This window comes from Pseudomonas sp. SWRI50, assembly GCF_014269095.1.
GTDB classification, from domain to species: Bacteria; Pseudomonadota; Gammaproteobacteria; order Pseudomonadales; family Pseudomonadaceae; genus Aquipseudomonas; species Aquipseudomonas kermanshahensis.
This window is the reverse complement of the sequence record NZ_JABWRW010000007.1, coordinates 73,305-86,469: the sequence shown is the minus strand read 5'-3', so window position 1 is coordinate 86,469 and position 13,165 is coordinate 73,305. Positions and strand designations below refer to the sequence as shown.

Genomic DNA, 13,165 nt, shown 5'->3' with positions numbered 1-13,165 from the left:
CACCTATACTGTATATGGATACAGTATAGGGATGGATGATGATTCCTCCAGCACCGCAAAAAGGCCGTGGCACGGCGCATAACCCACACAATCGCTTTGCCCCGAACCATTCGGTTGCGGAGGATGACGGCTGGTACCAGGAAGTACCGCTGACCCAAGGCACCGAGGTGCGGGTCGAAACCGCCAAGACCGTCATCAGCCGCAACACCTCGCCCGACCTGCCCTTCGACCGGTCCATCAACCCCTATCGAGGTTGCGAGCATGGTTGTATCTACTGCTATGCCCGCCCCTCGCACGCGTATTGGGACCTGTCCCCAGGCCTGGATTTCGAGACCAAGCTGATCGCCAAGACCAATGCTGCCGACGTGCTCGAACAGCAGTTGAGCAAACCGGGCTACGTTTGCGCGCCGATCAACCTGGGCTCGAACACCGACCCTTACCAGCCCATCGAGCGTGACCACCTGCTGACCCGGCGCTTGCTTGAAGTGCTGCTGCGCTTCCGCCACCCGGTGACCATCGTCACCAAAGGGTCACTGGTGCTGCGTGACCTCGACCTGTTGTCCGAGATGGCCAGCCAGCGGCTGGTGCGGGTGATGATCAGCCTGACGACGCTGGACGACGACCTCAAGCGGGTGCTTGAGCCACGTGCGGCATCGCCCAAGGCGAGGTTGCGGGCGATCCGGGTGTTGCGCGAGGCGGGTGTGCCGGTGGGGGTCTTGTGTTCGCCGATGATACCGATGATCAACGACAGTGAACTGGAGCGCTTGCTGGAGGCCGCCAAGGAGGCCGGTGCGCAAAGCGCTGCCTACATGATGTTGCGCTTGCCGCTGGAAGTGGCACCGCTGTTCGAGCAGTGGTTGCAGGACCACTACCCCCAGCGTGCGGCCCATGTGTTGAGCCTGATTCGCCAGAGCCGCGGCGGTGAACTGTATGACAGTCGCTTTGGTGCACGCATGCGTGGCGAGGGCATTTTCGCCGAGCTGCTGGCGCAGCGGTTCGCCAAAGCCATGCGCAAACTGGCATTCGAAGGGCGCGAAGCACAGGCGCTCGATTGCTCGAAATTCTGCCCGCCTGGTGGCCAGTTGACATTGTTCTGAATGCCCGACAGTAACGCCGAAGTGGCACACTAGATATCAAAGTGGCATCTAATTGCCATTACTCAGTGGCACTTCAGCGGAGCCGGTGAAGTTGCGGTGCCTGCCGGGCCTATATTCATACTGGATTAACTTTCCCTGCCAGCGTTTACGTAAGAATACGTCGCGTGCAAGTGTGAACTCTGTCAAATTTTTCAAGCCATTTAATACTGGCAAAGATAGTGGCACTTAAATATCAAATTAATATAGATGTTCTGTTAAGCCCAGATTTTACGGTGCCTGCAGCCATTCCTGTCTGACTAGTCAATGGGACGTTAGTCCCAAGCGTGTAAGAGAAAGCTTACAAAGCTGTAAGAGATCGACTCTTTCGTTAGTAATTGTTGCCGGGTAACCTGCGCGCCCTTGTGAAGTGGCTCGCATAACACGAACAAATTCTGCAATTGCAGGTTAGTTCGCGGGCGGTGACATTCCACTTCGCCATTAGTTCAAAGAACTGCACGAGAAAAATATTTGGAGTGCCCTCCCCAAGACCTTGGGGTGGTATCTATTTTCATGGACGATCAAGTGTGGAAATCGCAGAAACTGCCAGCCTGAAAGAGCGCGCCAAAAAGAAACTGGAGCGCGATGCCGGCCCCCTCATCATCGATGCACTCAACGATCCGCAGACCGTTGAGCTGATGTGCAATGGCGACGGCAAACTCTGGCTGGAGCAGTTGGGCAAGCCGATGAGGCACATCGGCGACCTGCGCCCGGCCCAGGCCGAGTCCATCATCAAGACCGTGGCCGGCTTCCACGGCAAGGAAGTGACCCGCAGCAAGCCGTTGCTCGAGGGCGAGTGGCCGCTGGACGGTTCTCGCTTCGCCGGCCAACTGCCGCCCGTGGTGCGTGCGGCCACCTTTGCCATCCGTAAGAAGGCGGTGGCCATCTACACCCTGGACCAATATGTCGAATCGGGGATCATGACTCCGATCCAGTGCGACGCCATCAAGCGCGCCATCCGCGATCACCGCAACATCCTGGTCATCGGCGGTACAGGTACCGGCAAGACCACCCTGGTCAACGCCGTCATCAACGAAATGGTCGTGGAGTTCCCCAGCGAGCGGGTCTTCATCATCGAAGACACCGGCGAGATCCAGTGCGCGGCCAAGAACTTCGTGCAGTACCACACCACCGTCGATGTGAGCATGACCCACTTGCTCAAGACCTCCCTGCGCATGCGCCCGGATCGCATCCTGGTGGGCGAGGTGCGCGGTGAAGAAGCGCTCGACCTGATCGATGCCTGGAACACCGGCCACCCTGGCGGCGCGGCGACGTTGCACGCCAACAGCGCCAGCGAGGGGCTGACCCGCCTCAAATCCCTGGTTTCCCGCAATAAATCGGCCCCGGCCGAAATCGAACCGCTAATTGGCGAAGCGGTTCACGTCGTCATCTCCATCGCCAGAACCCCAGAAGGCCGCCGCATTCAGGAAATCCTCGAGGTTTCCGGGTACGACAACGGCCGCTACATCATGCGCAATCTTTAAGGAAAACACTGCACATGCACGCCAACACTTCGCTGTTCCGTTTCAATGCCCAAACGTTTGGCTACCTGGCCTTCAGCTTCCTGCTGCTGGCGGTGATGGTTGCGCCGGAGAATGCCTTTGCGGCTGGCACCGGCGGCGGTTTGCCCTATGAAAGCTGGCTGGAAAACCTGCGTAAATCGGTGACCGGCCCGGTAGCGTTTGCCCTGTCGATCATTGGCATCGTGGTAGCTGGTGGTGTGCTCATCTTCGGCGGCGACCTCAACGGTTTCTTCCGTAGCCTGATCTTCCTCGTGCTGGTAATGGCGCTGATCGTGGGTGCCAACAACATCATGCAGAGCTTCTTCACCTCCAGCGCCGAGCTGGCACAGCTGCTGCCTCAGCACAGCCTGGTACAGGGTCAGGTCTGAAGTATGGCACTGCGCACGATTCCCATCCGGCGGGCCGGCAACCGGGACAACCTGTTCATGGGCGGGGATCGCGAGCTGGTGATGTTCTCCGGGTTGCTCGCCTTCGCGCTGATTTTCAGCGCCCAGGAAGTACGGGCAACCGTTGTGGGCCTGGTGCTCTGGTTCGGCTCGCTGTTCGTCTTCCGCGTAATGGCCAAGTCCGACTCCAAAATGCGCCACGTCTACCTTCGTCACCGCCGCTACAAGCCTTACTACCCGGCGCGTAGCACACCGTTCAGGGACAATCCTCCAAGTCAGGGAAGTCAATACAAATGATCGAAGGTATTGCGTACGCCATCGCAGCCCTCGGTGCTCTGCTGGTGCTGCTGCTGATCCAGCGTCTGCTGCAGGTGGATGCGGAGCTCAAGCTGAAGAAGCACCGTTCGACAGAGGCCGGGTTGTCCGACCTGCTGAACCACGCGGCGATGGTCGACGACGGGGTGATCGTGGGCAAGAACGGCGCCTTTATGGCCGCCTGGCTTTACCGGGGTGACGACAACGCCAGCAGCACCGACGCCCAGCGTGAACTGGTTTCGCTGCGGATCAACCAAGCCTTGGCTGGCTTGGGCAACGGTTGGATGATCCACGTGGATGCGGTTCGCCGCCCGGCGGCGAACTACTCCGCCCAAGGCGTCTCACACTTCGCTGACAGCCTGACCGAAGCCATGGACGAAGAGCGCCGCGCCTACTTCGAGTCGTTGGGGACCATGTACGAAGGCTACTTCGTACTGAGCCTCACCTATTTCCCGCCGATGCTGGCCCAGCAGAAGTTCGTCGAACTGATGTTCGACGACGACACCGCGCCACCGGACGCCAAGCTGCGCACGCGCAACTTGATCGAGCAATTCAAGCGCGACTGCTTGAGCGTCGAGGGCAGCCTGGCCGCAGTGCTTAAGCTGACCCGCCTGAAGGGTAACCGTCAAATCACCGAGGAAGGCGCGCACATCACCCATGACGACTTGCTCAGCTGGGTGCAGTTCTGTGTCACCGGCGTGAGCCAGCCCGTCTTGCTGCCGAGCAACCCGATGTACCTGGATGCTGTCATCGGTGGCAAGGAGCTCTGGGGCGGCGTGGTGCCGAAGATCGGCCGCAACTTCATTCAGGTGGTGGCCATCGAAGGGTTCCCGCTGGAGTCGGCACCCGGCATTCTCTCGGCGCTGGCCGAGTTGCCCTGCGAGTACCGGTGGTCCAGCCGCTTTATTTTCATGGATACCCATGAAGCGGTGCAGCACCTGGAAAAGTACCGCAAGAAGTGGAAGCAGAAAGTCCGTGGCTTCTTCGACCAGGTATTCAACACCAACAACAGCAACATCGACCAGGATGCCCTGGCCATGGTGCAGGACGCGGCCGATGCCATCGCCGAGGTCAACAGCGGCCTGGTTGCGCAGGGTTACTACACCAGCGTGGTGGTACTGATGGGCGAAGACCGTGTGCGTGTCGAAGAGTCCGCACGTAGTGTCGAGAAGGCCATCGAGCGCCTGGGCTTCGCCGCCCGCATCGAGACCATCAACACCCTCGACGCCTACCTGGGCAGCCTGCCGGGCCACGGCGTAGAGAACGTGCGTCGCCCGCTGATCAACACCTTGAACCTGGCCGACCTGCTGCCCACCAGCAGCATCTGGACCGGCAGCGCCGATGCGCCCTGCCCGCTCTACCCGCCGCTGTCGCCAGCCTTGATGCATTGCGTGACCAGTGGTGCCACGCCATTCCGCCTGAATCTGCATGTACGCGATCTGGGGCATACCTTCATGTTCGGCCCGACCGGTGCGGGCAAGTCGACCCACCTGGCGCTGATCGCCGCACAACTGCGCCGCTATCGGGGCATGTCGATCTTCGCCTTCGACAAGGGCATGTCGATGTACCCGCTGGCGGCCGGTATTCGCGCCGAAAGCAATGGCCGCTCCGGGCGCCACTTCACCGTGGCGGCAGACGACGAACAGTTGGCCTTCTGCCCGTTGCAGTTCCTCGAAACCAAAGGTGATCGCGCCTGGGCGATGGAGTGGCTGGATACCGTGCTGGCGCTCAATGGCCTTGAAACCACTGCAGCGCAGCGCAACGAAATCGGCCACGCGGTGATGACCATGTTCCGCGACGGCTCCCGCACCCTGTCTGAGTTCTGCATCATCGTGCAGGACGAAGCCGTGCGCGAGACCCTGCGCCAGTACACGGTCGACGGCACCATGGGGCACTTGCTCGATGCCGAGGAAGATGGCCTGTCGCTCTCCGACTTCACCGTGTTCGAGATCGAAGAGCTGATGAACCTGGGCGACAAGTACGCCCTGCCGGTACTGCTGTATCTGTTCCGCCGCATCGAATGCGCGCTCAAAGGCCAGCCGGCGGTGATCATCCTCGACGAAGCCTGGCTGATGCTCGGCCACCCGGTCTTCCGCGAGAAGATCCGTGAGTGGCTCAAGGTACTGCGTAAGGCCAACTGCCTGGTGCTGATGGCCACCCAGAGCCTGTCGGACGCGGCGAACTCGGGGATTCTCGACGTCATCGTCGAGTCCACCGCTACCAAGATCTTCCTGCCCAATGTCTATGCCCGCGACGAGGACACCGCTGCCCTTTATCGCCGCATGGGCCTCAACGCCCGGCAGATCGAGATTTTGGCCACCGCTATTCCCAAGCGCCAGTACTACTACGTGTCGGAAAACGGCCGACGCCTTTACGACCTGGCGCTGGGCCCACTGGCCCTGGCTTTCGTCGGCTCTTCCGACAAAGAGTCCGTGGCTGCCATCAAGCGCCTGGAAGCCAAATATGGCAATGCCTGGGTGGCGGAATGGCTGGCTGCCAGGGGCCTGAGACTGAATGATTATGGAGTCGCCGCATGAACCTCGCAGACAGCATCAAGGGACTCATTTTCAAGCGTCCCGCCAATGCTACCGCCAAAGCAGAGACGCCCCAGGGCGCCGTCCTCGACAATCCGTACCTGACGGCCCGCCGCACCTGGAATGACCATGTCGGCAGTTTGGTGACCTCCCGCCAGTCCTGGCAGGTGGTGGGTATCCTCTCGATGATGGTCGCCCTCGCCGGTGTCGGCGGCATCATTCACATCGGCAGCCAGTCGAAGTTCGTGCCCTACGTGGTGGAGGTCGACAAGCTTGGCCAGCCAATGGCTGTAGCGCCTGCGCAGGTCGCGGTGCCGGTCGACCTGCGGGTCATCAAGTCGCAGATAGCGTCCTTTATCGCCGATGCGCGCACGGTCACCCCCGACGTCGCACTGCTGCGCAAGTCCATTTTCCGGCTATACGCCCTGCTTGGGCCGAATGACCCGGCGACCCAGAAAATGAACGAGTGGCTCAACGGCAGCAAGGAGGCCAGCCCGTTCGTACGTGCCGCCGAAGAAACCGTCAGTGTCGATATCCGTTCGGTCATGCAGCAGACCCCGGAGACCTGGCAGGTGGATTGGGAAGAAGTCACCCGTGACCGCCAGGGCATGCTCAAGGGCAAGGCCACCTGGCGCGCCCTGGTCACCACCTACACCGCCGAACCCACTACCCAGACCAGCGAGGAGCAAGTACGGATGAACCCGATCGGGACCTACGTCCGTGACTTCTCTTGGTCCAAGCAACTCTGAAGGATCGACCATGAACCGTTACCTTTGCGCCATGCTGGCGGCGGCTTTGCCCGCGTTCGCGCAGGCTGCGCCGGGCACCAGCGCCGCCGATCTGTACTTTTCCGATGCCAACCCGACCCTGACCGCGCAGGAGAAGGCCGCACTGGCGATTTCCCAGCGCTGGCAGCAAGCCAGTGCCACCGGCATCAAGCCAGTGGATGGCGGTGACGGCACCGCACGTTTCATTTTCGGCGCCCAGCAGCCGAGCATCGTCTGCGCCGTGCTGCAGGTCTGCGACATCGCCTTGCAGGCGGGTGAGCAGGTCAACTCGATCAACCTCGGCGACACCGCGCGCTGGACAGTCGAGCCGGCGATTACCGGCGTGGGCGAGAGCGAAGTCCAGCACCTGATCATCAAACCGATGGATGTGGGCCTGGAGACCTCGTTGGTGGTCACCACCAACCGCCGCACCTACCACTTCAAGCTGCGTTCGCACCGTACCGAATACATGCCGCAAGTCGCCTTCACCTACCCGGAAGAAGCGCTGGCGAAGTGGAACCTGATCAAGAACCGCGAAACCACCGAGCGCCGCAAGGCGACCATCCCGGAGACCGGCGAATACCTGGGCAACCTGAACTTCGACTACAGCGTCAGCGGTGAAACCTCCTGGAAGCCGGTGCGTGTGTACAACGACGGCAGCAAGACCATCATCCAGATGCCACGCACCATGGGCCAGACCGAAGCGCCGGCCCTGGTGGTCGTGCGCAAGGACGGTGGCTGGTTCAAGGATGATGAGACCGTGATGGTCAACTACCGGGTTCAGGGCGACCGCTACATCGTCGACACCGTATTCGACAAGGCCATCCTGATTGCTGGCGTCGGCAAGTCGCAGGACCGCGTCACCATCCAGAGGGGTAAATAACGATGCGCGCATGGACCGCACCCTTCGTTTGCCTGTGGCTGGCGGGTTGTGCTCACGGGCCCTACGGCAACTTTGCCGACCGAACCACGCCGGCGATCAATCAGCAGCTGGCGAGCGCCACCGCGCGCCAACTGGCAGTCGTGCACGCGCCGGCCCGCACGCGCTTGCGTATCGCCCAGGAAACCACTGACGGCTACGGCGTATCCCTGGTCAGCGCATTGCGCGCCTCCGGTTTCTCGGTACAGGAATTTGACCCTAAGGCTCAGCCGGTACCCGCAACGGCGCGTACGGTTGCGCCGCTGCAGGTCAACTACATCGTCGATGCGCCCAAGGACAGCGACCTCTATCGGGTCACCCTGCTGGTCGGGCGTGAGTCCTTGAGCCGTGTTTACGCGGTGCAGAACGGCCAGGTGCTGGCCGCCGGGGCCTGGGTACGCAAGGAGTGACGTGTGATGAGTAGCAAGAACGATGTCATGTCGCCGGACGCATCGCCCGGCAAACTGCATCGCAACAGCGGTGTGCGTCGGGTCAACAACTGGCCGATTTATCTGATTGGCGCCGCCGCCATGGTGTTTCTGCTGATCATGCTGCTGGTGGCGGCCGATCGTGCCGAAGAGCAGGACAAGCCTGAGGAAAAGAAAGCGGAAAAAGCCGGCAACAGCAGCATGTTTGCCCAGCAGATCAATGGCATGGACCAAGATGGGATCATCCCCAGTAAAGTTGAGCCGCCGGCCATGCCGACTCTGGACGACACGCCCGCACCGCAGCCCGCCAGCTTGCAGGTGGTACGCCCGAGCAACCTCGATGCCCCGCCTATGCCGCCGCGCGAGATGCCGCCGAGCGTCAACGGTGAAGAACTGGAACGCATCCGCCAAATGAAGATGCAGCAGTTCCAGGAGGCCGTCCGGGCGCAGAGTACCGTCCGGGTAGAGGCCCCGCGCAGCGCTGGCTCAAGCCTCGGCGCTGCCGGCGCCCCGTCCAGCCAGCAGGACGCCTTGGCCCGCATCGCTGCCGCACGCCAGCGTATGCAAGAGGCCTCGCGCAGTGACCCGACCGCAGCCTACAAGGCGCGCATGGCCGAGTTGAAGGCGATCAGCTCAGGCGGGGGCGGTGGCGGCGGTGCGCAGGGCGATTCGCCGTTCCTGGTGCAAGCCGCCAGCAACGCTGGCAAGGACTACAACCAGTTCGGCACCACGGAGAACAGCGACCGCTGGAAGATGGACGTGACCATGGAATCACCCCGTAGCCCTTACGAGCTGCGCGCGGGCTACGTGATCCCTGCCACGATGATTGCCGGTATCAACTCCGAGTTGCCTGGGCAGATCATCGCTCAGGTCGCGCAGGCTGTGTACGACACCGCTACCGGCAAGCACTTGCTGTTGCCACAGGGCTCGCGCCTGGTCGGTTCCTACTCCAGCAGCGTGGCCTATGGCCAGTCGCGGGTACTGGTCGCCTGGCAGCGCATCATCTTCCCGGATGGCAAGGCGATGGACATCGGTTCGATGCCGGGTAGCGACAGCGCCGGCTATTCCGGCTTCAACGATCAGGTCAACAACCACTATGTACGGATCTTCGGCTCGGCCTTGTTGATGTCCGGCATCGTCGCCGGCATCAGCCTCAGCCAGGACCGTGCCAGCAGTGACAGCAGTGACCGTGAGACCGCCAGCAGCGCCATGAGCGAGGCGCTCGGCCAGCAGTTGGGCGAGGTGACCGCGCAGATGATTTCGAAGAACCTGAACATCGCGCCAACCCTCGAAATCCGTCCGGGCTATCGCTTCAACGTGATGGTGACCAAGGACCTGACGTTCTCGAAGCCTTACCAGTCCTTCGATTACTGAACCATTTGCCAAGGAGAGCAACATGAAGCACACGGCCTTGTTGAAACCCACCATTGCGCTGCTGGCCGGTCTGGGGTTCACCCTGCAGGCGCATGCCGGTATCCCTGTTGTGGACGGGATACACGCGGGCATCAGCCAGCTGGGGGTAGCCGAGAACATTGCCCAGACGGCCAAGCAGATCGAAGAATACAAAACACAGATCGAGCAGTACACGACCCAGGCGTTGCAGTACAAGAAGCAGCTCGACCAGTACGAGAATATGTTGAAGAACACGGCCGCACCGGCTGCCTATATCTGGGACCAGGCCAATTCGACCATCAACAAGTTGATGGAAGCCCAGAGCATGATCAATTACTACACGACTCAGGCGGGGAGCCTTGATTCGTACCTGAGCAAGTACCGCGACACCAGTTACTACAAAAGCTCACCCTGCTTCGGCCTCGGCACCTGCACCGAGGAGGACCAGGCGGAGCTCGCCGAGCATGAAGCAATGGCCTCCGAATCGCAAAAAACGGCTAACGATGCGTTGTTCAAAAGCATCAAGCAGCAACAAGAGAACTTGCAGGCCGATTCCAGGCAGCTGGAGCGCCTTCAGCAAGCGGCCAGCACGGCAGATGGTCAGGTCAAGGCGATTCAATATGCCAACCAGTTGGCCAGTCAACAGACCAACCAACTACTGCAGTTGCGCAGCCTGATGCTGGCTGAGCAGTCTGCGACTGCCAACCGCGCGGCGGCTGAGTTGGATGAAAAGGCCCGCGGTGAGGCCCAGGCAAGACGCGTCACGACGTGGGAATACGAAAAAAGCCCTGAAGGCAAATACTGAGGAAAGCACCATGAAGAGCAAAATTCTGCAACTCGCCATCGCCGTGGGCGTGCTGTTCAACCTGGCCGGTTGTTCCGAGGAAAAAGTCCCTGAGCCAACGGCCGAAAACTGCGCCAAAGGCACCTATGAAAAGAACCTGTCGAGCCTCTCTAAAGAGGCCAATCGAAACGAATTCATCGACGGGTGCAGAAGCTTCAACGCGGCGCAGGAAATGACCGAGTGGAAGTTTGAGAAAAGCCCGGAAGGCAAATACTAAGGTGGGATTACGCACATGATTGGCACGCGTCGGGAACTGTTCCTGAGTGTACTGCTGGTTGCTGTTTGCCTCGCAACTCCGACGCTTGCCCATGCGGCGACAGGGCAGTTAGGCAGCTCAGGTGTCATGGATGAGGTGCTTGAGAGGTTCCATAGCGCCACCAGCACCTGGTTGCCAGCGATCCAAGGCGCTGCAACGCGGCTGTTCTTTGCCCTGGCGTCCATCTCCATGGTCTGGACGTTCGGCATGTTGCTGATGAAAAAAGCCGACATCGGCGAGTTCTTTTCCGAACTCATCCGTTTCATGGTGGTGTTTGGGTTGTATTGGTGGTTGCTGCAGAACGCGATGGGCGGGCTGAAAATCGCCGACAGCATCGTCAAGTCGATGAGCCAACTCGGCGCCACTGCGGGGCACATCGGCAATACCGAGCTGAAGCCGTCCTCCATCGTCGACCTGGGGTTCGAGCTTTATGACAAGACCGTCAAGGCAACCAGCAAACTGAGCTGGCACCAAATGGGCCGCCAGCTGACGATGGAGTTCATGGCCATTGGTATTTTGCTGGTGCTGGCCATCGTGTCTATCAACCTGCTGGTGCTGTTGGCATCAAGCTGGTTCCTGCTGTACGCGGGGGTGTTCTTCTTGGGCTTTGGCGGCTCACGCTGGACGTCTGATATGGCGCTTAACTACTTCCGCGCAGTACTGGGGCTTGGCGCGCAACTGTTCGCCATGGTGCTGTTGGTTGCGATTGGCAAGAGCTTTATCCAGACCTTTGCCGCCCGTATCAGTGACAAAGTTGCCGTGCAGGAACTCGCGGTCATGATGGTGACCTCGGTGCTGCTGTTGATACTGGTGAACAAGATACCGCCGATGATTGCAGCCCTGGTGGGCGGCGCCGGAAGTGCTTCTACCGGCATCGGCAACTTCAGTGCTGGCGCCGTAGTGGGGGCTGCAACCACCGCTGCGTCGATGATGGGCAAGAGCGCCTCGGCGATGATGACGGGTGGGGCGAACCTGATGGGCGCCGCGCAGGCCTTGCATTCCGCTTTCAAGGGCGCGCAGTCGACGGCCTCCGCCGGTGGGGATATCGCGTCGCGTATGACGGGGATGCTGGGGTCACCCAGTAGCTCAAGTGGAGGGAGCACTGGCGGCGGCAGCTCCAATGGCGGTGCCAGCCCGCTCGGCTCGGTAATGGGCTTGGCCTCCTCGGCATCTTCGGCCTCATCAGGCCTTGCCCAGGCGGCCTCGTCTGCGGGAGGCGAATCGTCCTCTCGGGGTGGATCCTCTGAATCATCGTCAGGTGCTGAATCATCCGGTGCATCTTCCGGTGGCGGTTCGTCCGAGGGGGCATCCGGCGCATCTGGCGCGGGTGGGGCATCAGAGTCATCTTCAGCAGGGGGCTCCGGCTCTGGCGCTGCAGAGGCGGCATCAGCCGGCGGCGGCGGATCTGCCGAGGGCAGTTCGGGTTCACAGGGTGGCACGGGTGCCACCGGTGGCAAGGGTGGCACTGCAGAGGGGGGCAGCAACGCAGCATCCAGCAAGATGGCATCAGCAGGCCGCGTAGCCCTGCAAATGGGCGCCAACCTGGCCTCTGGCGTGGGGCGGGTTGCGCAGTCCCGCATCGACAAGTCGCTTGCCGGGCGCATTGCCAATGAAATCTCCGATCCCGGTTCCAGCAGCCGTTCGAACTTGGACACCCGATCGCCCAGCCGTGACTTCGAACCCGATGCTGAAGTGAAAAACTTCAGCGAAAGCAAACAGGACAGGACTTGAACAAGGAGTGCTCATGAAAATTGCAAAGGTTCTTCCAGCCGCCGTGCTAGCCGCCAGTTTCGCCGTCACCCTGCCCGCCCAGGCCAAAGACCCCTGCGCCACTGTGCTGTGCATGTGGGGCAAGCTCAAGGGGGCGGGTGTGGTCGATAACTGCAGTGGCCCGGTCAATGACTACTTCAGCATCGTCAAAAAGAAGAAGGGCAAGATCAAACTGAGCCAGACCTCGGACGCTCGCCAGTCCTTCCTCGACAAATGCGAGGCCGCCGACTCGGGAAAGACCAAGTCGATCAATAACAAGTTCGGCAAGGTCATCTGAGGCGCGCCACGATGCCATTCGTCGCTGACGTTCCGCCCCCGGCCTTGAGCGAACCCATCGCCTGCTCGATCATGGCGGCGGTCAAATACGAGCTGCCGGTGAACATCGTCCTGGCCGTGTCCGGCCAGGAAGGTGGCAAGCCTGGCCAGTGGGTGCGCAACCACAATGGCACCTACGACGTCGGCCCCATGCAGTTCAATACCGCCTACCTGCGCGAACTCTCGCGCTACGGCATCACCCCTGAGGATGTCGAGCAAGGCGGCTGCTACTCCTATGAGCTGGCCGCTTGGCGCATCCGTGGCCACGTGCGCAATGACCGCGGCGACTTGTGGACGCGGGTGGCGAATTACCACTCGCGCACCCCCGCCATCAATGCGCGCTACCGCCAACAGATCATGCGCCGCGCCGTCTACTGGGCCGATTGGCTGGATGCCCGCTTTGCCACCCAGCAGGTGGCGCAGAGCGCGGTATTCTCCGGCGCACCGGCCGAGGCGTCCGTGGCAGTGGTCGACACCGCGCAGGCGGTGAAGGCGGCTGTCGTGCAGCAGCCGGTCATGCCGCAACCCGTGGGCACGTCAGCCTACGTGCCACGTGGGCTGGTGATGGGGAGCAAATGATGGA

General features: G+C 61.2%; 14 protein-coding genes. All 14 read left to right on the top strand.

Annotation, left to right across the window (positions count from 1 at the left end; all coding sequences use genetic code 11):
- The first annotated feature begins 38 nt into the window (after window positions 1-38).
- The 14 genes from HU750_RS10130 (at window position 39) to HU750_RS10065 (ending at window position 13,161) form a co-directional block, all read left to right on the top strand.
- Window positions 39-1,097 carry a PA0069 family radical SAM protein gene (locus HU750_RS10130; protein WP_186679222.1) on the top strand — a complete coding sequence of 353 codons (1,059 nt, stop codon included), beginning with the start codon at window positions 39-41 and terminating at the stop codon, window positions 1,095-1,097.
- A gap of 563 nt (window positions 1,098-1,660) precedes the next feature.
- A complete protein-coding gene (trbB, locus tag HU750_RS10125; RefSeq protein ID WP_027592016.1) occupies window positions 1,661-2,617 on the top strand; it encodes a P-type conjugative transfer ATPase TrbB in 957 nt (318 codons plus the stop codon).
- Between the two features lie 14 nt (window positions 2,618-2,631).
- The gene (locus HU750_RS10120) at window positions 2,632-3,024 is read left to right on the top strand and encodes a TrbC/VirB2 family protein (protein ID WP_186679219.1); all 393 of its coding nucleotides are present in this window, start codon (window positions 2,632-2,634) and stop codon (window positions 3,022-3,024) included.
- A gap of 3 nt (window positions 3,025-3,027) precedes the next feature.
- Window positions 3,028-3,339, top strand: coding sequence for a conjugal transfer protein TrbD (locus tag HU750_RS10115; RefSeq protein ID WP_186679215.1), 312 nt, complete (start codon window positions 3,028-3,030; stop codon window positions 3,337-3,339).
- Complete coding sequence (locus tag HU750_RS10110) at window positions 3,336-5,894, top strand: VirB4 family type IV secretion/conjugal transfer ATPase (RefSeq protein WP_186679213.1); 2,559 nt, start codon at window positions 3,336-3,338, stop codon at window positions 5,892-5,894. Before HU750_RS10115 ends, HU750_RS10110 begins: the two co-directional genes overlap by 4 nt.
- Window positions 5,891-6,640, top strand: coding sequence for a conjugal transfer protein TrbF (locus HU750_RS10105; protein ID WP_186679210.1), 750 nt, complete (start codon window positions 5,891-5,893; stop codon window positions 6,638-6,640). The genes HU750_RS10110 and HU750_RS10105 overlap by 4 nt, the downstream gene beginning before the upstream one ends.
- Window positions 6,641-6,650: 10 nt before the next feature.
- Window positions 6,651-7,541 (top strand): P-type conjugative transfer protein TrbG, encoded by an 891-nt coding sequence (trbG, locus tag HU750_RS10100; protein WP_186679206.1) that lies wholly within the window; start codon window positions 6,651-6,653, stop codon window positions 7,539-7,541.
- Window positions 7,542-7,543: 2 nt separating this feature from the next.
- Window positions 7,544-7,987, top strand: coding sequence for a conjugal transfer lipoprotein TrbH (locus HU750_RS10095; RefSeq protein WP_186679192.1), 444 nt, complete (start codon window positions 7,544-7,546; stop codon window positions 7,985-7,987).
- Window positions 7,988-7,993: 6 nt separating this feature from the next.
- The gene (locus HU750_RS10090) at window positions 7,994-9,379 is read left to right on the top strand and encodes a TrbI/VirB10 family protein (protein WP_186679190.1); all 1,386 of its coding nucleotides are present in this window, start codon (window positions 7,994-7,996) and stop codon (window positions 9,377-9,379) included.
- A gap of 22 nt (window positions 9,380-9,401) precedes the next feature.
- Window positions 9,402-10,202 carry a P-type conjugative transfer protein TrbJ gene (gene trbJ / locus HU750_RS10085; RefSeq protein WP_186679189.1) on the top strand — a complete coding sequence of 267 codons (801 nt, stop codon included), beginning with the start codon at window positions 9,402-9,404 and terminating at the stop codon, window positions 10,200-10,202.
- A gap of 10 nt (window positions 10,203-10,212) precedes the next feature.
- The gene (gene trbK, locus HU750_RS10080) at window positions 10,213-10,458 is read left to right on the top strand and encodes an entry exclusion lipoprotein TrbK (RefSeq protein WP_186679188.1); all 246 of its coding nucleotides are present in this window, start codon (window positions 10,213-10,215) and stop codon (window positions 10,456-10,458) included.
- A gap of 15 nt (window positions 10,459-10,473) precedes the next feature.
- Window positions 10,474-12,228 (top strand): P-type conjugative transfer protein TrbL, encoded by a 1,755-nt coding sequence (trbL, locus tag HU750_RS10075; RefSeq protein ID WP_186679186.1) that lies wholly within the window; start codon window positions 10,474-10,476, stop codon window positions 12,226-12,228.
- Window positions 12,229-12,241: 13 nt separating this feature from the next.
- Window positions 12,242-12,544: a TrbM/KikA/MpfK family conjugal transfer protein gene (locus HU750_RS10070; RefSeq protein ID WP_186679179.1), complete on the top strand. Its 303-nt coding sequence runs from the start codon at window positions 12,242-12,244 to the stop codon at window positions 12,542-12,544.
- Window positions 12,545-12,555: 11 nt separating this feature from the next.
- Complete coding sequence (locus HU750_RS10065) at window positions 12,556-13,161, top strand: lysozyme family protein (protein ID WP_027592004.1); 606 nt, start codon at window positions 12,556-12,558, stop codon at window positions 13,159-13,161.
- Window positions 13,162-13,165 lie beyond the last annotated feature (4 nt).